Annotated in this window: 24 protein-coding genes; 12 read left to right on the top strand and 12 right to left on the bottom strand. The window is 54.9% G+C overall.

The features are described 5' to 3' along the window. Nucleotides 1-51: 51 nt before the first annotated feature. From AM379_RS15295 to AM379_RS15260, 8 genes are all read right to left on the bottom strand, one after another. The gene (locus AM379_RS15295) at nt 52-2073 is read right to left on the bottom strand and encodes a replication endonuclease (RefSeq protein WP_106503868.1); all 2022 of its coding nucleotides are present in this window, start codon (nt 2071-2073) and stop codon (nt 52-54) included. Then, on the bottom strand, nt 2070-2927 hold the full coding sequence (locus tag AM379_RS15290; RefSeq protein ID WP_047653195.1) for a DNA adenine methylase: 858 nt from the start codon (nt 2925-2927) through the stop codon (nt 2070-2072). Before AM379_RS15290 ends, AM379_RS15295 begins: the two co-directional genes overlap by 4 nt. Next, nucleotides 2918-3151, bottom strand: a complete 234-nt coding sequence (locus AM379_RS15285) for a DUF2732 family protein (protein ID WP_052119568.1) — start codon at nt 3149-3151, stop codon at nt 2918-2920. Before AM379_RS15285 ends, AM379_RS15290 begins: the two co-directional genes overlap by 10 nt. 66 nt (nt 3152-3217) lie before the next feature. Further along, entirely contained in the window at nt 3218-3619 is a 402-nt protein-coding gene (locus AM379_RS15280) for a hypothetical protein (protein ID WP_047653198.1), read from the bottom strand. Then, a complete protein-coding gene (locus AM379_RS15275) occupies nt 3619-4056 on the bottom strand; it encodes a hypothetical protein (protein ID WP_106503867.1) in 438 nt (145 codons plus the stop codon). Before AM379_RS15275 ends, AM379_RS15280 begins: the two co-directional genes overlap by 1 nt. Then, on the bottom strand, nt 4046-4240 hold the full coding sequence (locus AM379_RS15270) for a phage filamentation protein Fil family protein (protein ID WP_044857843.1): 195 nt from the start codon (nt 4238-4240) through the stop codon (nt 4046-4048). Before AM379_RS15270 ends, AM379_RS15275 begins: the two co-directional genes overlap by 11 nt. 9 nt (nt 4241-4249) lie before the next feature. Then, nucleotides 4250-4753, bottom strand: a complete 504-nt coding sequence (locus tag AM379_RS15265) for a phage regulatory CII family protein (RefSeq protein WP_013097411.1) — start codon at nt 4751-4753, stop codon at nt 4250-4252. Between the two features lie 32 nt (nt 4754-4785). Further along, the gene (locus AM379_RS15260) at nt 4786-5007 is read right to left on the bottom strand and encodes a hypothetical protein (protein ID WP_047653201.1); all 222 of its coding nucleotides are present in this window, start codon (nt 5005-5007) and stop codon (nt 4786-4788) included. Between the two features lie 136 nt (nt 5008-5143). Here AM379_RS15260 and AM379_RS15255 point away from each other — a divergent pair, with 136 nt between their 5' ends. From AM379_RS15255 to AM379_RS15230, 6 genes are all read left to right on the top strand, one after another. Then, nucleotides 5144-5764, top strand: coding sequence for a phage repressor protein CI (locus AM379_RS15255; RefSeq protein WP_047653203.1), 621 nt, complete (start codon nt 5144-5146; stop codon nt 5762-5764). Nucleotides 5765-5842: 78 nt separating this feature from the next. Beyond that, nucleotides 5843-6892, top strand: coding sequence for a phage integrase (locus AM379_RS15250; RefSeq protein WP_106503866.1), 1050 nt, complete (start codon nt 5843-5845; stop codon nt 6890-6892). 183 nt (nt 6893-7075) lie between these two features. Further along, on the top strand, nt 7076-7396 hold the full coding sequence (locus AM379_RS15245; protein ID WP_032677759.1) for a metalloregulator ArsR/SmtB family transcription factor: 321 nt from the start codon (nt 7076-7078) through the stop codon (nt 7394-7396). A gap of 36 nt (nt 7397-7432) precedes the next feature. Continuing rightward, nucleotides 7433-8722, top strand: coding sequence for an arsenic transporter (locus AM379_RS15240; RefSeq protein WP_032677758.1), 1290 nt, complete (start codon nt 7433-7435; stop codon nt 8720-8722). A 12-nt stretch (nt 8723-8734) separates the two neighbouring features. Beyond that, nucleotides 8735-9166: a glutaredoxin-dependent arsenate reductase gene (arsC, locus tag AM379_RS15235; protein ID WP_032677757.1), complete on the top strand. Its 432-nt coding sequence runs from the start codon at nt 8735-8737 to the stop codon at nt 9164-9166. 117 nt (nt 9167-9283) lie between these two features. Then, the gene (locus tag AM379_RS15230; RefSeq protein ID WP_106503865.1) at nt 9284-10060 is read left to right on the top strand and encodes an SDR family NAD(P)-dependent oxidoreductase; all 777 of its coding nucleotides are present in this window, start codon (nt 9284-9286) and stop codon (nt 10058-10060) included. On the opposite strand, the gene AM379_RS15225 is transcribed toward AM379_RS15230, so the two are convergent. After that, entirely contained in the window at nt 10057-10608 is a 552-nt protein-coding gene (locus tag AM379_RS15225) for a TetR/AcrR family transcriptional regulator (RefSeq protein ID WP_020884879.1), read from the bottom strand. The genes AM379_RS15230 and AM379_RS15225 overlap by 4 nt on opposite strands. Before the next feature lie 82 nt (nt 10609-10690). Here AM379_RS15225 and AM379_RS15220 point away from each other — a divergent pair, with 82 nt between their 5' ends. Together AM379_RS15220 and AM379_RS15215 are read left to right on the top strand one after the other, a co-directional pair. Then, nucleotides 10691-11905: an MFS transporter gene (locus tag AM379_RS15220; protein WP_032677755.1), complete on the top strand. Its 1215-nt coding sequence runs from the start codon at nt 10691-10693 to the stop codon at nt 11903-11905. Then, entirely contained in the window at nt 11895-12707 is an 813-nt protein-coding gene (locus AM379_RS15215; RefSeq protein WP_020884881.1) for a Cof-type HAD-IIB family hydrolase, read from the top strand. Before AM379_RS15220 ends, AM379_RS15215 begins: the two co-directional genes overlap by 11 nt. A 40-nt stretch (nt 12708-12747) precedes the next feature. On the opposite strand, the gene AM379_RS15210 is transcribed toward AM379_RS15215, so the two are convergent. Further along, nucleotides 12748-13980, bottom strand: a complete 1233-nt coding sequence (locus AM379_RS15210; RefSeq protein ID WP_014169295.1) for an MFS transporter — start codon at nt 13978-13980, stop codon at nt 12748-12750. 168 nt (nt 13981-14148) lie between these two features. Between AM379_RS15210 and AM379_RS15205 the strand changes: the two genes are divergently transcribed. The 3 genes from AM379_RS15205 to deoR all read left to right on the top strand — a co-directional run bounded on the left by AM379_RS15205 (nt 14149) and on the right by deoR (nt 16319). Further along, nucleotides 14149-14877, top strand: a complete 729-nt coding sequence (locus AM379_RS15205) for a phosphatase PAP2 family protein (RefSeq protein WP_106503864.1) — start codon at nt 14149-14151, stop codon at nt 14875-14877. Nucleotides 14878-14884: 7 nt separating this feature from the next. Then, nucleotides 14885-15493: an undecaprenyl-diphosphate phosphatase gene (gene ybjG, locus AM379_RS15200; protein ID WP_041162514.1), complete on the top strand. Its 609-nt coding sequence runs from the start codon at nt 14885-14887 to the stop codon at nt 15491-15493. A 67-nt stretch (nt 15494-15560) separates the two neighbouring features. Continuing rightward, the gene (gene deoR, locus AM379_RS15195) at nt 15561-16319 is read left to right on the top strand and encodes a DNA-binding transcriptional repressor DeoR (protein ID WP_032677752.1); all 759 of its coding nucleotides are present in this window, start codon (nt 15561-15563) and stop codon (nt 16317-16319) included. Between the two features lie 52 nt (nt 16320-16371). Here the strand turns inward: deoR and dacC are convergent, their stop codons facing one another. Beyond that, nucleotides 16372-17577 (bottom strand): serine-type D-Ala-D-Ala carboxypeptidase, encoded by a 1206-nt coding sequence (gene dacC / locus AM379_RS15190; protein WP_020884884.1) that lies wholly within the window; start codon nt 17575-17577, stop codon nt 16372-16374. 256 nt (nt 17578-17833) lie between these two features. Here dacC and AM379_RS15185 point away from each other — a divergent pair, with 256 nt between their 5' ends. Continuing rightward, complete coding sequence (locus tag AM379_RS15185) at nt 17834-18460, top strand: glutathione S-transferase family protein (protein ID WP_032681369.1); 627 nt, start codon at nt 17834-17836, stop codon at nt 18458-18460. Here AM379_RS15185 and AM379_RS15180 read toward each other — a convergent pair whose 3' ends face one another. Then, the gene (locus tag AM379_RS15180; RefSeq protein WP_106503863.1) at nt 18461-19579 is read right to left on the bottom strand and encodes a PQQ-dependent sugar dehydrogenase; all 1119 of its coding nucleotides are present in this window, start codon (nt 19577-19579) and stop codon (nt 18461-18463) included. Between the last annotated feature and the right edge of the window lie 33 nt (nt 19580-19612).

The following is a 19612-nucleotide window of genomic DNA, read 5'->3' as shown; positions in this document are numbered from 1 at the left end:
AAATGAATCAATATACAATTTACATTTTACATTTCACGCACTTACATACCTTCATTGCCAGCCTGGCCATTGTTCATCTTCCGGATTATTCCGCTTCTCCTGCAACCGTCCCTCTCTGTAAATCAGGGCAGAACGGCCAAATTTAAGACCACCGCCGCGCTTCAAAATGTCGATTTCGTCATCCGTTCCGGCAAAACCTCGCTGGTTCAGTTCCAGTTTTAACCTTCTCCGGGCTCCCCCCTCCGTACAGTTATTGACAGAACTCCAAGGGGCGGCGCTGCCGCCAGAAAAACCCGCCTCCGCTGGCGCTTCGGCCAACTTCGCAACCTTCTGCCACTTGACCAGACGGGTGCAAACTTCAGAATCCGGGATCAAAGGCGAATAGATACCCTGCACACGCTGAACATCTTCGGCGTACTCGTTACCCTGCTCTGTTATTTCATACGCCAGGCGAACAACCAGATCACAACGCGCAACCAGTGCGCCACCCTGCAACTGGGTATAGGCAGCCCAGTCCCCAACATCTGCCGCCGCCAGCACCGCATCCATGCGGCTATCAGTCAGGCGCTGAACGCCCAGGCGGCGCAGCTCCCGCCAGACAGTCACTGGCGCACCACCAATTTGCTGAAACTGACGAATACGCCAGCGGGATGCCCAGGCCGATACGGATTTGGCCATATCACGAAGGTTTTCCCCGGTTTCTTCATCCTGTTCGCCATCGAGCGCAAAGCCGTCGATATTTTTTGATATGTATTTAGCGATATAGCCCGTGGCTGACCCTTTAGCGGGATCGATAGGCTCAACGTGAAAACGCGCCTTAAGCGCGTTGGGTGTCTGAAGCTCTTCTGAATCGGCAATTCTGGCGTGATAGCATAGAATATCCCGCACCGCCTCAACGTCATGGAGACGCATAAACAGCAGCATATGCCAGTGCGGTGTCCCGTCGTGGTGAGGCTCCACCACGCGAAAGCCAAAAACATGAATACCGGCACGGGAGATCGCCGCGCGTGCTTTTGCCCAGACGTTGCATAAATAACGCTGCGTGTCCCGTGGGCTCAATCCATTCCACTGAGACACAAAGCCGCCTTTGCTGTGTACCGCGTGATAACGTGAAGGCGCAGTGATTGTGTAAAACTCACCAGCCAGCCCTTGTTCGTTGGCGATATCTTCAAACCCGCGCATACGCACCATCAGTTCACAGCGACGAATGGCCGGGTTAGCAACGCTGCGGTGTACCATGCTGTCCAGCGCAATGCGGTTACCCTCTTCGTCCATCAGATCAAACTTTTTGAAGAACTCCAGATTTCGTTTCTTCTGTTCCAACCATTCGCCCAGGGTTTTACGTGATACGTAGGCGCTGGCAGATTTCTGCACCTGGCCAACGGCGATGGCCAGATGTTCACGTTGCAGATCACGGGCACGCTTCAGGCGCTGATACCACCATTCCGGTGCCATGAGACGCAAAATACCGGACTCCGCCTTTCGGGTTTCCAGGTGGCCTTCGTTGGCTTCATGCTCTGCCCAGTAAGGCGGCTGATTGTTCAGCATGAGGGAAAGCGAACAAAGGTTGCGGTAAGCCGCCAACGTGCGCTGGCGCATTTCCGTTTCGTCTTTTGGTTTGCCCTTCAGCGTGTCGGTGAAGTCATAAAACATCTGAGCTATCCAGCCAGATATCTGGCCAGACAGCTTTTTGAGATCGGTACGGTCAAGCGACGGCAAGCGCTGCAATGACTTTCCGAATGGGAGATCGCTTACATCAGCGGCCAGCTGGTAACGCGCAGCCACTTTCCGCAGACGTGGCAATACATTCTCACCGATAGTTTTGCGCAGGAATGTATTGGCACGGCGGCGGCCGTCACGGCCAGCAAACAGCTTTTCGTAACGGTTGCCAAAATACCCGGCTAACCAGTCGGGTATCTCGTGAAGGTACTGTGAACGCCATTCGTAGTCCTGTGGGTTGACTGCCCACAAACGGCGCTCAGTGATCGTCGCGTTCGCTGGCGTCCCGGGTGCAAAGGTATCACGCCGCCAGGAATCGACGGCGTGATGTTGGCCATTAGCAACGAGCGTCATGCGCGAGCCTTTGCAACGGATTTAGGCGTGGATTTCAAAATCAGCTCTGAGGCAGATTTCTGGCTTGCAGCTGAGGCACCAACACTGCGGGGCGCGTTAACCTTCACTGCCTCAAATCCGGCGTAAAGGTAATGCACCATTTCCAGATCGCTGTTTGACGCAACAACACTCACGCCGTTCTCGGTAAGGCGGCGCAGCTTTCTGGCCAGCCGCCCCTGATCAAGATGTGAAAAGCCGCTTTCTGTGTATGAGGTGAAATTCCCTGATTCCGTCAGGTAAGGTGGATCGCAATAGACCACATCCCCGGCACGAACCAGCGCAAGCGTTTCGGAGTAATGCGCGGTGATGAAGGTTGAACGCTTTGCCTTCTCAGCAAATGCGCGGACTTCTTTCAGTGGGAAATAGTTTTTCTTGTACTTCCCGAATGGGACATTGAACTGGCCACGGCGGTTGTAACGGCAAAGCCCGTTAAAACCGTGGCGGTTCAGGTACATGAAACGTGCAGCGGCTTCAACGCTTTCAGCGCCCAGCCCCTTACCGGACGAATTGAACGCATCCCTAACGGCATAGTAAAAAATGGCGCGGTTCTCCTGTTCACCCAACGCCCCGGCAGAAAACAGGGCTTCAAGCTCCATTAGAAACGCGTCGGTATGGTAGGCCATCGCCTTATACAGATTGACTAAATCCGGGTTCAGGTCAGCGATCAGGTATTCGTCATAATCAGTATTCATCATGACGGCGCACGAACCCGCGAAAGGCTCCACCAGGCGTTTTCCTTCCGGCAGATGGCCACGCAGCTGCGGCATAAGGCGGACTTTGCTGCCCACCCATTTAAGAGGGGTTTTTACTGCCATGCTGCACCGCCTTTACTGCAAATGGCCGCAGCCTCTTCACGGATCAGCTCTACGATTTCGGCAGCGCTTAAACCTTCGTTAGCTGCATACGCGGCCAGTTTATCCAGACGGACAGAACACAGATCGGCGGAGGCCGCTTTACCTTCCTCAGTAGCTTTTGCAAGCATTGCCAGCAGGTCAGTACCGGATTGGTTGATGGGTAAAAACATGCGTGTTGTTTGCATTTTGGTTTCCTCAGGGCAAAAGAATCCCCGGCCACCGCAGGGATGGCCAAAAATTCAGGCAGTTAATTAGTGGAAAGAGACAGTAACGGGCGCGGCTGAGTAGCTCGGCGCGGGTATCTGGTGCAGCTCGTAGGTGTTGCGCCACCATTCCTGGATTAGCGCCTTAACTTCCCCAGCGCCTAATGACCCGGCGATGTAATACATGGAACGAATACTGGCCAGCGCTTCAACCTGCTGGAACTGGCATTCCGCTTCACGATAGACACAGCACCAGTACGCAACATTTACGGCCAGCCAGTGCCTTTTGTTTGTCATGTGCTCAGTGTCGTTAAAGAAAAACGGATGCAAGGCCACACGGCCATTTTTAACGGTGCTTTTCTCCAGAAAGAGAATGGCGTAATTGTGTGGAACGCCCCACGCTGCCAACTCCTGTCCCAGTTCTTTGGCATTTACAGAGATAATGGACATCAGTGATTCTCCTGCTGTTGCAACAATTGCATTTTGCTAACGAATTGAGGTGCCACAACCATCTGCACCCCGTTACTGCTGTAAATCGGATTAACCACCTTTGCCGGGCGATTGGCGGTGCGCCGGGAAAAATCGCTGTCACGCAAACTTCCGAACCCCTCAAACGTTAACCGGGCGCGGGAAATACCTTGTTTCAGTTGAATCATTTCCCGGTAGTTCAGGCGTGCATACAGATCATGCCAGCAGCATTTACACAGGTGGGCTTTGAAAACGTCCGACCCGGAATTTACTGCGGCTGCATGTAAAACAACCCCTCGCCATTCAGGTGTTAATTTGTCCCACCATTCGGCGGCTTCGCTTTTTTCACTCCAGTATTTACGGCGCATATACTCCAGCCACTTCAGGCCGATCTCCTGCTGTTCTGAGCTAATGGCCATAACGCCCCCGGAACAATCCCATCAGGCGATGCCACCAACGGCGGCACGGTTGATGCGCAGTAAATTTATGTACGTGGCCAGGATTCCAGCGTTGGCCATTGGGCAGCTCAATCCATCCAGTGGAGCCGCTTGCCAGTTGCATGGCCGGAGATTCTTTTTTCAGGTAGGTAACGAACGCTTTCATGGTTATCCCTCACATCATGCCGCTGGCGCTGGTAGTCACGATATCGACGGCAGCAGCAAGAACCGGCGCAGACTGGAGGCGGCTTTCAACGGTGTAAGCCAGAACGGAAAGGGAACGGATGGCATCACGGGCACGATCAAGAATTTGTGTGCGGCGAGCGGCGGTCATGTGCTCAGTTGATACAGCTTCCCCAGCGATCGCGCCCACATTTGCAGTGGCACTCAACGCGCAAAATTGCATGTTGGCTTCAGTGGCGTTATTGACCGGAACGGACGGAAGGCAGTTAATCTGCCCCAGCATCCCATCCAGCAGACGGGCATCTTCCGTGTAATCGGTGATAGCCAGCAGCTCGTCACAGGTAAGGCGGTGTGGTTGAATCGGGTTCAACTTATTGCGCAGGATCTGCGGACGCATACCAACGGCAGCGGCCACATCTTCCAGATTGTGTGACAGCGCAAACGCTCGGCAAGCTGCATCAAAATGTGCATGTTTGGAAGTTTGGTAATCAAACATAGTCAGCACCCTCTCAGCGTTTCAAAATCGAATCAGTTAAGTACGATGTTGTAACCCGCGAGGGCGTCTATGGTCAGAGCTGCGATATTAATCATGACTTTTTCACGCCCCATATCTTTGCGAAGGCGGTGACGTGGTAAGCGGCCATCTTTCAGCATTGCTTCAACGGTATCTTCCGGTAAACCAGTGAGTTCGATGTACTTCTCTTTTGAGATAGAAGGGACTGGCAGATTGATTGAAATGTTAGTGGTCATAGTGCAAGATTCCTCGTTTGAGTCTTAAACCGTAGCTAGCGGTGACAAGTATTAATAACTCCATTTCCGTACTTCAAGCGGAAGGCTAATGCTTCAAATGGAGTTAGTCAACAATTAAAACTCCAAAGGCGTAATTATGGACTTCAATAGAGGCGGGCAGGAAGTAATCAAGCGATTACTAATTGCTTATGGATTCAAGACAAGACAGGCGCTTTGTGAACAGCTTGGCGCATCAACTAGCACAATGAGTACAAGATGGATGAGGGATATTTTTCCCGCAGACTGGGTTATTCAGTGCGCGATGGAAACAGGCGCTTCGCTTGAATGGCTCTCCTTTGGGAAGGGCGAAGCCTTCCAGAACGGAGCTAAAAACTCTCCAAATGAGTATAAAAAGACGGCCAACGACAACGCCATGGGTGATGTGGTCGCGGTTCCTCGTAAGAAAATCATTGATGGGAATCTGTACGAATCCAATTTTTATATGCTCGATAAGGCAATGCTTCCCTCTCACCTCAGCAAGCCGGTAATCATCCTTGATGACGAAATCCCGTACGTCGCAGACATGAAAACTGACGAACTATCGGATGGAACATGGGTTGTTGAAATTGAGGGAAAAACAAGCATTAAAGAGTTGACTCGTATTCCTGTTGGCAGGGTGCTTGTAGCCCCAATATCTGGCGGCCAATCTTTTGAATGTGGGATCAATGACCTTAAGCCATTAGCTAAATGCCACTATTACCTAATGTCGAATGTTTGATGGTGCGAACATCAAACATTGACACTGTATAAATAAACAGTAAATCATACCCCCATAGCAAGTAATAAGGGGTATTGAATGGCTATTCGGAAACTTGAAACGGGCAAATGGCTCTGTGAATGCTACCCTGCCGGACGTTCCGGGCGCAGAGTTCGAAAGCAATTTGCAACAAAAGGTGAGGCGATGGCCTTTGAGCGCCACACGATGGATGAGGCCGCGGCCAAACCGTGGCTGGGTGATGTTGCTGATCGGCGCTCTTTAAAAGATATTGTTAACCTTTGGTATAAACTGCACGGCATTTCGCTTTCTGCTGGCGAACACGTATACGAAAAGCTACTGCTGATCGTGGACGCATTAGGAAATCCTCAAGCTACATCACTCACCCCAAAAATGTTTGCTCACTACCGCGATAAACGTCTAACAGGAGAGATATATTTCAGTGAGAAATGGAAGAATGGCGCTAGCCCTGTCACGGTAAATCTTGAACAAAGTTATTTAAGCGGTGCCTTTAGTGAACTGATTCGCTTGGGCGAATGGCTTCAGCCAAACCCTCTTGAAAACATGCGTAAGTTTACTATTGCTGAAAAAGAAATGGCTTGGCTGACACATGATCAGATTGCAGAACTTCTGTATGACTGCCAGCGCCAAAATAAGCTGTTGACGCTGGTTGTGAAGATTTGCCTCAGCACTGGGGCAAGATGGAGAGAGGCAGTCAATCTGACAAGGTCGCAGGTAACGAAGTACCGCATCACGTTCACCAGAACGAAGGGAAAGAAAAACAGAAGCATCCCTATCAGCAAGGAGCTATATGAAGAAATCACCGCGCTGAAGGGGTTCAAGTTTTTTGATGACTACTATTTTCAATTTGCATCAGTGATGGATAAAACTTCTATCATCTTGCCGCGTGGCCAGCTAACGCATGTTCTTCGCCACACCTTTGCAGCTCACTTTATGATGTCCGGGGGAAACATACTCGCTCTGCAAAAAATACTGGGACACCACGATATAAAGATGACTATGCGTTATGCCCACCTCGCGCCAGATCACCTTGAAACTGCGTTAAGGTTTAACCCCCTGGCTACAATGCACAATGGCGACAAAATGGCGGCAGCGGTTGCCACTCCCTGACCTTTACTACCCCTAACTACTATTTTAACTTATTGATTTTAAAGTAAGTGATTGTTTTTTCTAACCCATTTATATAAATGGGTTTTTTGTTGCCTGAAATTCCCCTCTTCAACATTCCGCCTTCCCTCTTTCCACCCAAACATATATGCTTAACCATATATATAACCAACCGCAGGAAAGCCGATGCTACATCCGGTCCAACTTTTCAAAGCCCTCTCCGACGAGACTCGCCTGTCCATCGTCATGCTTCTGCGCGAAGCCGGGGAACTGTGCGTCTGCGATCTCTGTTCCGCCACGGCTGAATCACAGCCCAAGGTATCGCGCCATATGGCGCTGCTGCGTGAATCCGGGCTGGTGAGCGATCGCCGGGAGGGGAAATGGGTTTATTACCGTTTGTCCCCCACTATGCCGGCATGGGCTGCCACCGTGATTGACAACAGCTGGAACTGCTTGCGGGAAGAGACCCGCACAAAGCTGAAAAACCGCCTTCCGGGCGCGTGTTAAAACACATTCATAAAAACAGATATAACGGAGTTCACGATGTTTCTGGCTGGGGCAATTTTTCTGTTTACACTGGTGCTGGTCATCTGGCAGCCCAGAGGGTTAAGTATCGGCTGGAGCGCCACGATGGGTGCTGTACTGGCGCTGGTCAGCGGCGTGATCCACATTAACGATATTCCGGTGGTGTGGAATATTGTCTGGAACGCGACGGCCACGTTTATCGCCGTCATCATCATCAGCCTGCTGCTTGATGAGTCCGGATTTTTCGAGTGGGCGGCGCTGCACGTGGCCCGCTGGGGTAATGGCAAGGGCCGGTTGCTGTTTACGTATATCGTTCTGCTGGGCGCGGCCGTTGCGGCGCTTTTTGCCAACGACGGCGCGGCGCTTATCCTCACGCCCATCGTTATCGCCATGCTGCTCGCCCTCGGGTTCAGCAAGCAGGCCACGCTGGCGTTTGTCATGGCGGCTGGATTTATCGCCGACACTGCCAGCCTGCCGCTGATCGTTTCGAACCTGGTGAATATCGTATCGGCAGACTTCTTCTCGCTGGGGTTCAGCGAATACGCCTCGGTGATGATCCCCGTGGATCTCGCCGCGATTGCGGCCACGCTGGTGATGCTGCACCTGTTCTTTCGAAAGGACATTCCGCCAGCATACGACCTGTCAAAACTCCGCGAGCCTTCCCGCGCGATCAACGATCTTCCAACCTTCAGAACGGGCTGGATTGTTCTGTTACTGCTCCTTGTCGGGTTCTTTGTACTTGAACCGCTCGGTATTCCGGTCAGTGCTATCGCGACAGCAGGCGCGTTGATTTTGTTTGCCGTTGCAAAGCGCGGGCATGCCATTAATACGGGAAAAGTGCTTCGTGGCGCACCGTGGCAGATCGTTATCTTCTCGCTGGGGATGTATCTGGTGGTGTATGGCCTGCGCAATGCCGGGCTGACGGAGTATCTGTCAGGGGTTCTTAATCTCCTCGCCGGGCATGGCCTGTGGGCCACCACGCTCGGTACCGGGTTCATCACGGCGTTCCTGTCATCCATAATGAACAATATGCCGACCGTCCTGATTGGGGCACTGTCTGTCGATGGCAGCACGGCATCGGGTGTGATTAAAGACGCGATGATTTATGCCAACGTGATTGGCTGCGACCTGGGTCCGAAGATCACGCCTATCGGCAGCCTGGCCACCCTGCTCTGGCTCCATGTCCTGGCGCAGAAAAACATGACGATCACCTGGGGCTATTATTTCCGGACAGGCATCATCATGACGTTGCCGGTTCTGTTTGTGACGCTCGCCGCGCTGGCGTTACGTCTCTCCTTCACACTGTAATGAGTAACGGATATGAGCCATATCACCATTTACCACAATCCAGCCTGCGGCACCTCGCGCAACACGCTGGAGATGATCCGCAACAGCGGCACTGAACCCGAAATTATTCTGTACCTTGAGAACCCACCGTCTCGTGATGAACTGACCAGACTGATTGCTGAGATGGGGATTTCCGTGCGGGATTTGCTGCGCAAAAATGTCGAACCTTATGAACAGCTGGGCCTCGCCGCGGACCGGTTTACCGACGACCAGCTTATCGATTCTATGCTGCAGCATCCGATCCTGATTAACCGTCCGATCGTAGTGACGCCGCTGGGCACTCGCCTGTGCCGCCCTTCCGAAGTCGTACTCGATATCCTGCCTGATGCACAGAAAGGAGCGTTTACGAAAGAAGATGGCGAAGCGGTGGTGGACGCCAGCGGAAAAAAAATCTCCGGCAGCTAATCCGCTGATAGTGATGCCCTAAGTCTTGTCAGTCACATACCCTGCCCCGTGGCGGAGTTGCATCCGCCGTCACCCGACCCATAATTTGATGGACCGGTCTGGTGAGGGGATGCAGGTATGAGTCTCAAAAATAAAACCGCCGTTATCTTTGGTGGCAGCGGCGCTATTGGCAGCGCCACTGCGTACGCGCTCGCCTGTGAAGGGGCAACGGTCTACCTCGCGGCACGCGATCAGGCCAGGCTGGAGCACGTCGCTAACCGCATTCACGCCGCTGGCGGGTCAGCCCGGCTGTTTGTTTTCGATGCTCTCAATGCCGACGCGACGCTCCCGGACGTTGCCGGGATTGATATCGTCGTGAATGCCACGGGCTTTATGCACGACCAGGGTAAACGCCTCGACGCATTAACGCTCAGTGAATTCAGACAGGGGTTCGACCCTTTTCTGGCCGCCTATTTCAACATCGCCAAAGCTGTCGCACCCCGTATGGGCGGTGAGCGTGCCGGAACGCTTATCACCGTCGTTGCTCCGGCTGCAAATATGGCGATGCCGGGACATCTCGGGCATATCGTCGGCTGTGCGGGGACGGAAGCGTTAACCCGTGCGCTCGCGGCGGAGCTGGGGGCAAAGAATATTCGTGTCCTGTGCGTACGTTCGCATGCGATAGCCGACGCGATTCAGGCCGGTTCCGGTGTGGGTGACCTGTTCGCCATCAAGGCACAGGCGATGGGCATCACCGTGGAGCAGTTTCTGGAGGGCGCGGCACAGAGCACGATGCTGAATCGCCTGCCGACGCTGGAGCAGGTGGCAGACACCATCGCGTTTCTGGCGTCAGATGCAGCCGGTGCCATCACGGGCACAACGGTAAACATGACGGCCGGCGCGACCACAATCTAACGTCCGCTCTCGCCCGCTATCCTGCCGACCATCGCCCGGATCTCCTCCCGGGTGAGCGGGGCTCTGTCGGTCACAAAGTGCAGCGTCATCCCTTCGATAAAGGCATCCAGCGCGCGGGTGGTCACCGGGTCGAACCACTGCTCAAGCGTGGTCTGGCTCATCTTCATCCAGTCCTGCATTACCGTTTTGAGCGCCGCACTGCGGTGCATAAAGGCATAGAGCTGGTACATCAGCGCCATATTCTGCGGCGTCGTGACCTGCGAACTGTGGATCAGCGTGGTGATGGATTCGCACGCCATTTCTGGCCCGGTCACGCCGGCGAAGAAATCCCGATACTGCTGCGACATCTGCCGGGTAAACCACGTAAAGGCCTCTTCCAGCAGCGACTCCATACCGTCAAAATAGTAGGTCATCGACCCCAGCGGCACGCCCGCGCAGGTGGCGATTTTCCGGTGCGTCACGGCATGAATACCGTGCTCTGCAATGGTGTCCAGGGTCGCCTGCAGGATCTTCTCCCGGCGTTGAGGATCGTTCGGTGCTCTGCTCATAAATTCCCCACGTGGTTTGTGTACAAATGTACACAAACTTGCTAGTGTTGTCGCTATTGTTGTACTTCCGGTGCTGACTTCAATGACTCTGACCTCCCCCCGTAGAACCCTGCAGCTGCGCATGTGGGCGCTGTTTATGTTCTTCTTTATTCCCGGTCTGCTGATGGCCTCATGGGCCACGCGTACCCCGGCCATTCGCGATATTTTATCCGTCTCAACGGCCGAGATGGGCATCGTGCTGTTTGGCCTGTCGATAGGCTCTATGAGCGGTATTCTGTGCTCCGCGTGGCTTGTCAAACGCTTCGGTACACGGGCGGTCATCCGCACCACCATGTGCTGTGCCGTGTTCGGGATGCTGGTGCTGAGCGTGGCGCTGTGGCTTGCCTCGCCGGTGCTGTTTGCCCTTGGGCTGACGGTGTTTGGCGGCAGCTTCGGTGCCGCTGAAGTGGCCATTAACGTTGAAGGGGCATCGGTTGAACGTGAGATGAATAAAACCGTACTGCCGATGATGCATGGCTTTTACAGCCTTGGCACGCTGGCCGGTGCGGGTGTGGGGATGGCGCTGACGGCCTCGGGCGTCGCCGCGAACCTGCATATTCTGCTGGCCGCACTGGTATGTATTATCCCCATTCTGACCGGTATCCGGGCGATCCCTGACGGCACCGGCAAGAACACCTCTGACGAACACGCCACCGCGGAAAAAGGGCTGCCGTTTTACCGCGACATTCAGCTGATGCTGATCGGCGTGGTGGTGCTGGCGATGGCCTTTGCGGAAGGGTCCGCTAACGACTGGCTGCCGCTGCTGATGGTTGACGGCCACGGTTTTAGCCCAACCTCCGGCTCCCTGATCTACGCCGGTTTCACCCTCGGGATGACCGTCGGGCGCTTTACCGGTGGCTGGTTTATTGACCGCTACAGCCGCGTGGCGGTGGTGCGTGCCAGCGCCCTGCTGGGCGGGCTGGGGATTGCGATGATCATCTTTGTGGACGTGGACTGGATTGCCGGCGTGTCGGTGATCCTCTGGGGTCTGGGGGCATCGCTTGGCTTCCCGCTCACCATTTCAGCCGCCAGCGACACTGGCCCGGATGCACCGACCCGCGTCAGCGTGGTGGCCACCACGGGCTACCTCGCCTTCCTGGTGGGGCCACCGTTGCTTGGCTTCCTCGGTGAGCACTACGGGCTGCGCAGCGCCATGCTGGTGGTGTTAGGGTTAGTGATCATCGCAGCGCTGGTAGCGCGCGCGGTCGCGAAGCCGGAAACGGAACAAACGACACTGGAGAAGGGATATGAGCGTTAAACTGATCGCCGTCGACATGGATGGCACGTTTCTGAGCGATGCCAAGACCTATAACCGCCCGCGTTTTCTGGCGCAATATGCACGAATGAAAGCGCAAGGCATTCGCTTTGCGGTTGCCAGCGGCAACCAGTACTACCAGCTGATTTCCTTTTTCCCGGAGATTGCCCATGAAATTGCGTTTGTCGCGGAAAATGGCGGCTGGGTGGTCAGCGCCGGGGAAGATGTCTTCAACGGTGAACTGTCGAAGACGCACTTCGACACCGTTGCCGCCGTGTTAAACGATGTGCCGGGCATTGAGATTATCGCCTGCGGAAAAAGCAGCGCCTATACGCTGAAGCATTATGACGACGGCTTTAAGGATATCGCGGCAAAGTACTACCACCGTCTCGAAATGGTGAGTGATTTCGGCAACCTGAACGATATTTTCTTCAAATTCGGGCTTAACGTCTCTGACGACGACATCCCGCGTATTCAGGCGATGTTGCACGAAAAGCTGAACGACATTATGGTGCCCGTCACGACCGGCCACGGCAGTATCGACCTCATCATCCCCGGGGTGCATAAAGCCAACGGTCTGCGAATATTGCAAAAGCGCTGGGGCATCGACGACAGCGAAGTGGTGGCTTTTGGCGATAGCGGGAACGACGTAGAAATGTTGCGCCAGTCAGGATTCAGCTTTGCGATGGCAAACGCCAGGCCGCATATTAAGGCGGTGGCGCGCTTTGAAGCCCCGCACAATAACGACGAAGGCGTGCTGGATGTAATTGATAAGGTGTTGAACGGCGAAGCGCCGTTTCATTGACGCCACCGTGGCCCTCTCCCACCGGGAGAGGGAAAACAGCTTACGGCTGTAAAGCATTCCCGACGCGTTTATCCTTCAGGAACACCACGATAAGCCCAACCCACAGCACGCCGTTAGCCAGATTAAACAGGCTGAACAGACCGTTGCCGCCAAATGCGTAGGCGTGTTTGCTCACCTCGATTCCAACGGTGAAAATCAGCATTTGCAACATGCCCATCGCCGCTGACACCGTGCCTTTGCTCATCTCGCTGGCAAACAGCGTCAGGCGCACCAGCCCGGCATTCGCCACACCGATACCGAACGCGTAAACGCTTAATCCTGCGGTCATCCACAGATACGCATGGGACGACACCACTGTCGCGACCGCCGCCAGAACCAGCCCGGCAGCGATGGGCCAGCCGCCCATAATGATCAAGGCACGCACCGTACGGCGGGATGTGAGACGCGCCAGCACCAGGTTACCGATAATCAGCGCGCCAAAAATCGGCACCTGCAGCAGGCCATACTCATAGCTGCTGAGCTGCTCGCCGCTGATGATAATGACCGGCGACTGGGCAATCCACGCCAGCAGAGGCAGGCTAACAAACCCCGTCGCCAGCGCGCCCGCCACAAAGCGGCCGTTCTTCAGCACTTCTTTGTAATCCCGGCCCAGCTCTTTTAGCGACAGTTTCTCACCCAGACGGGTAGCGGTTTCCGGCATCGCGCGGTGCAGGCCAAAGAAAGCGACGGCGGCCAGCACGGCAAACAGCACGAACATCCCTTCCCACGGTGCAACGTGTACCCAGGCAGCGCCCACCAGCGGCCCCAGCAGGGGCGCGATCAGCGCCACGTTCGCCATCAGCGCGGTAATCTTGATACACACCGCTTCCTCAAACGATTCCTGGATGGCGGCATACCCGACGGCACCGATAAAGCAGAGGCTCACCCCCTGCAGGAAGCGCAGCAGGGTAAATTGCTCAATATTTTGCGCCAGCAGCGTGGCGAGGCAGGTCACGATAAACCACACCACGCCCGTCAGCATCACCGGACGACGGCCTATACGATCCGACAGCGGCCCTAACAGCCACTGCAAAAACATGCCGCCAGCCAGATAGGCAGTCATGGAGGTCGGTACCCATTCGATCCCTGCGTTGTACTGTTCGACAACGGCCAGCATGCCGGGCTGGATCATATCGTTGCCGATGTAAGTAGAGAATTCGTAGAGCACCAGACATAAGGGGAAAAGCAACGCCTGACGACCCAGACGTGAACCAGAAGAAGAACGGTTTAACATGCAATCTCTTTATCGTGACAAAATCGCGACGAGTGTAATGAAATGCCCTGGCCCGAGATAGTGATTTATCCAGAAGAAACAGAAATAAAGCACATATCGTCTTTGTTTAAGGTTTCCTTAAGTTGTCAGATTTATGATAGCCCCATTTCTCGTCAACGACTCCGGATTATGGCACCCACTTCCAGCCGTTCAGAATTGTCTAACTTACAGACAAATAAGACAAAACGACTTTACCGTCTACCACCCCGCTTTTATGGTTATCAGCTTTTAATACTGATAGCCCTTGCCGTGCTGTTTACCTGGCTATCCCGCGATGAAACGCTCGACAAATGGATCACCGGTTTATGGTATGACGCGGCTGCTCACCGTTTTCCACTGCAGCAAGACCACCTGCTGGACCTGCTGAACCATCGACTGGCGAAGTACATCGCCATCGCCGCAGGTGCTGTTGCGCTCATTTATGGCGCGTTCAGGCGCAATGCGAGACTGGTCACGGCCGCGCTGCTGATGGGGCTTGGCGCGCTGGTGGTTGGCGTACTGAAAAGCATAAGCCATCACAGCTGCCCGTGGGATCTGGTGGAGTATGGCGGTAAGGCCGTTTCTTATCCGCTGTTCAGTGCCGCTCCCGCTGACAGCGGTCCGGGGCGCTGTTTCCCCGGCGGTCATGCCTCCAGCGGCTTTATGGTGATGGGACTGTTCTTTGCCTTCTGGCGCGAGCGTCCGCGTCTTGCCTGGTGCTTCGTCGTGCTGGGCGTCGTTTTAGGTATGGCGATGGGTTACGGCCAGGTCATGCGCGGGGCGCATTTTTTCTCTCACAACCTGTGGGCTGGGTGGTGGGTCTGGTTTTCCCAGTTGGTGGTCTACGGTCTGGTCTCCACCTGGTTTGCAAAAGAGTGACAACGCTATGTTAGAGAATTTGAATTACCAGCTGTTTTATCTCATCAACGCCACTCCGGCCTCGCCAGAGTGGATGATTGATTTCGCCACCTTCCTGGCAAAAGATCTGATCAGTATCGTGCCGGTACTGGCGGCGATCCTCTGGCTGTGGGGGCCGAGAAGCCAGGTGAAGGCGCAGCGCCAGCTGGTAATTAAGATGGCGATGGCCCTCGGGATCAGCGTGCTGGTCAGCTACATTCTGGGCCTGACGTTCCCGCACGACCGCCCCTTCGTCGACCACGCGGGGTATACTTTCCTGCACCATGCTCCGGATGACTCGTTCCCAAGCGATCACGGGACGGTTATCTTTACCTTCGCGCTGGCCTTCCTGTTCTGGCATCGTCTGTGGTCGGGTGCGGTGCTGATGGTGGTGGCCGGGGCTATCGCCTGGTCTCGCGTTTATCTCGGCGTCCACTGGCCGATGGATATGGTGGGGGGGTTGCTGGTCGGTCTCATCGGCTGCGTCAGCGCAGCGCTCCTGTGGAATCTCTTCGGTGAAGCGCTCTACCGCGGCCTGTCTTATCTTTATCGCACCCTTTTTGCTATCCCGATCCGCAAAGGCTGGGTACGTGACTAACCCCAGTCTGACAGGTTACACTTGAACCCCCGCCCTGCGGGGGTTCACTTTTTTATCCCGAGGAACTATGGAAACACGTCGCGATGACCGCATTGCTCAGCTGATACAGGCGCTGAAGCGCAGTGATAAGCTTCATCTTAAGGAAGCCGCCAGCCTCCTCGGGGTCTCTGAGATGACCATTCGCCGGGATCTGAACAGCGAGAGCGCGCCTGTCGTGCTGCTGGGCGGATACATTGTGCTTGAGCCGCGTAGCGCCAGCCATTATCTGATCAGCGACCAAAAGACGCGCCTGGTGGAAGAGAAACGCAAAGCCGCCCGGCTTGCGGCCTCGCTGGTGCAGCCGCATCAGACGCTGTTTTTTGACTGCGGCACCACCACGCCGTGGATAATCGAAGCGATCGACAGCAGCATCCCGTTTACGGCGGTGTGTTACTCGCTGAATACCTTTCTGGCACTGCAGGAGAAACCCGAGTGCCGGGTGATCCTCTGTGGCGGTGAGTTTCACGCCAGCAATGCCATCTTTAAGCCGCTGAATCTGCAGGATACGCTCAGCAACGTATGTCCGGATATCGCGTTTTATTCCGCAGCGGGGGTCACTGTCCGTCAGGGAGCAACCTGCTTTAACCTGGAAGAGTTGCCGGTCAAGCACTGGGCATTAAGCGCCGCGCAGTACCATGTGCTGGTGGTCGATCACAGCAAGTTTGGCAAGGTTCGTCCGGCAAGAATGGGTGAGCTGTCGCTCTTTGACGCCATCGTCAGCGATTGCCGTCCGGATGAAGAGACCGTGGCCTACGCGAAAGCGCAGCAGGTGAAGTTGATGTACTGAGTCAGGTGCAGAGGTCATGCCGGGTGGCGCGATGCCACCCGACAATGGAGGCTTAACTGAACCAGCTGCCAAACCATCCGTGGAATTTCATCATGACGAAGTCCCACATCCGGCTAAAGAAACCGCCCTCTTCTACCGCTTCCATCACAATCAGCGGACGCTGTTCAATCGATTTGCCATTAAGCTGGAAATCAATCGTCCCGACCACCTGGCCTTTTTTCAGCGGCGCGGTGAGCTGGCTGTCGGTGAGGGTGTAGCTGGCTTTCAGGTTTTTCAGCTGACCACGGGGAATGGTCACCGACCCGCCTTCACCCGCCCCCAGGTTCACTTCACTCTTGTCACCAAACCAGACGCGCTGGCTGATGAACGTGGCATCCGGTTTAATGGGCGTGACGGTTTCATAGAAGCGGAAACCCCAGGTCAGCAATTTTTCTGATTCATTAAAACGAATGCGGTCGGTTTTGGTGCCCAGCACGACCGAGATCAGGCGCATATCGCCCTGAGTTGCGGAAGCGACCAGGTTATAACCCGCGCCAGCCGTGGTGCCGGTCTTCATACCGTCGACGTTGACGTTACTGCTCCACAGCAGACGGTTACGGTTCGGCTGGCGGATTTTGTTGAAGGTAAACTCTTTCTCTTTGTGGATGGCATATTCATCCGGCACGTCGTGGATCAACGCTTTGCCTAACAGCGCCATGTCGCGCGCGGTACTGAACTGACCCGGCGCATCCAGGCCGTGCACGGTTTTAAAGGTGGTATTGGTCAGGCCCAGTTTTTGCGCGTAGCCGTTCATCAGGCCAATAAAGGAGTCCTGACTGCCCGCAACGTAATCGGCCAGCGCAATACAGGCATCGTTACCGGACTGGATAATAACCCCTTTATTCAAATCAGACACTGATACCTGATCGCCGGGTTTGAGGAACATCACCGATGACCCACGCAGCGCCGGGTTGCCGGTCGCCCAGGCGTCCTTCCCGATGGTGACCATATCGTCAAGCTTGATTTTGCCCGCTTTCAGCGCCTGACCCACCACATAGCTGGTCATGATTTTCGTCAGGCTTGCCGGGTCAAGTTTCTCATCCGCATTGCCTTCCGCCAGCACTTTACCACTGGAATAATCCATCAGGATCCAGGCGCGCGCATCCACAGGCGGCGCTTCGGGCGCAGCCTGTTCCGCTGCGTAGAGAGTTGGTACAAACAGGAAAAGGAGCGCAGAGCCTGCCGCCAGGCTGCGCAGAGAAGTCATTTTTCGCGTCATAAATGCCACCCGAGTGTCCATTCAAAAATTACGTCACATCACCGTGTCGCAAGAAGCGATGAGTAATAGCGCACTAAAACGGTTAAAGAAACCTAACCAAGGTAAAGTTATTAAAGTTTATGCAATAACATTCAGATACGCTTTGATTCAGGCGATTTTTTTGTCTTCTGTTGCGTAATTGTTAGGTTTATCTCACCATGGCAAAACGCTGGCGTTGATTCACATCTCAGGTTGTTTGACTATTTCGGGAGTTTCTATGATTACGCTGTGGGGCAGGAACAATTCAACCAACGTTAAGAAAGTCCTCTGGACGCTGGAGGAGCTGGATTTACCGTTTAAGCAGGTGATGGCAGGTTTGCAGTTTGGGGTAAATAAAGATGCCGACTATCTGGCCATGAACCCAAACGGTCTGGTGCCCTTGCTGCGCGACGAAGAGACCGACGTGACGCTGTGGGAGTCCAACACCATCGTGCGTTACCTCGCGGCACAGTATGGTCAGAGCCGCCTGTGGGTGGACAGTCCGGCCCAACGCGCTCAGGGTGAAAAGTGGATGGACTGGGCAAACCAGACGCTCTCCCCCGCACACCGTGTGATCCTGATGGGGCTTGTGAGAACCCCCGAAGCTGACCGCGACTATCCTGCCATTCATGCAGCCCAGGACACCTGTGAAAACCTGTTTGCGATGATGGACGACGAACTGGCGAAGCATCCGTGGTTCTCAGGCGAACGCTTCGGCGTAGGCGATATTGCCGTTGCGCCCTTCATCTGGAACCTGACCAACATTGACGTTACCTGGACGCCGCGCCCGCACCTTGAGCGCTGGCTGAAGCAACTGAGCGAGCGCCCGGCATACCGTCACGTGGTGATGATTCCGGTGACCTGATTACGATCCGGACGGGCTGACTTTCAACAGTTGCCCGTCCGTCTCATCGGTCAGGACATACAGATACCCGTCCGGCCCCACCCGCACATCGCGAATGCGCTGGTCTCTGTCACCTAAAATTCGCCCCTTCTCGGTAACCGTGTTGCCCTCCACGCTCAGCACGATAACGTCTTTCTCCTTCAGCGCCCCGACAAACAGCGTATTTTTCCACTGCGGGAATACGTCACTGTTGTAAAACGCCATCCCGCTCACGGCGGGGGACACTTTCCAGACAAACAGCGGCTTTTCCGTTCCCTCAACGTGCTCGCCCTGGGCTTCCGGGATCTTCAGACCGCTGTAGTTAATACCGTGCGTCGCCAGCGGCCAGCCGTAGTTTTTGCCTTTCTCCGGGATATTGATTTCATCCCCGCCGCGCGGACCGTGCTCGTTAAGCCATAGCGTGTCGCTCCAGGGGTTCATCGCCATCCCCTGCGGATTACGAATGCCGTAAGACCAGATTTCGGGCCGTGCGCCGGGAGTGTTCACAAACGGATTATCGGCAGGCACTTTGCCGTCCTCCGTCAGGCGCACAACTTTGCCCTGCAGTTTATCCAGATCCTGCGCCGTCGGACGCTGGTTGTTCTCGCCCAGACCAATAAACAGATGGCCTTTGCCGTCGAAGACCAGTCGACCACCGAAATGGTTACCGGTGGACAGTTTCGGCATCTGACGGAAGACCACCTGGAAACCTTCAATTCGGGAGAGATCATCGCTTAAGCGGCCATAGCCAACCGCCGTTCCCGCTTTGCCGTCATTCCCCGCCTCGGCATAGCTCAGCCAGACGCGGCGCGATTTTTCAAAATCCGGGGCGAGTGCCACGTCCAGCAATCCGCCCTGGCCGTTTGCCCAGACCTTGGGTACGCCGACGATCGGGTCGGAAAGCCCTTTTCCGGCCTGCCAGTGCTTTAACTGGCCTCCCTTAAGGGTCACCAGCAGCCCTTTATTGTCCGGCAGGAACGCCATCGACCAGGGATGATCGAGCCGGTTTTGCACAACGTCGACTTTTACCGCGTTAGGGGCGGCGAGGAGAGAAATCGGGAATAACAACGCAGGCAGGAAAATCAGCGAGGATCGATGCATAACGCGCTCCTTTATCGGTTTATGGCATAAAGG

This window comes from Enterobacter cloacae complex sp. FDA-CDC-AR_0132 (assembly GCF_003010695.1).
Lineage (GTDB): Bacteria > Pseudomonadota > Gammaproteobacteria > Enterobacterales > Enterobacteriaceae > Enterobacter > Enterobacter ludwigii.
This window is presented reverse-complemented; position numbering and strand designations above follow the sequence as displayed.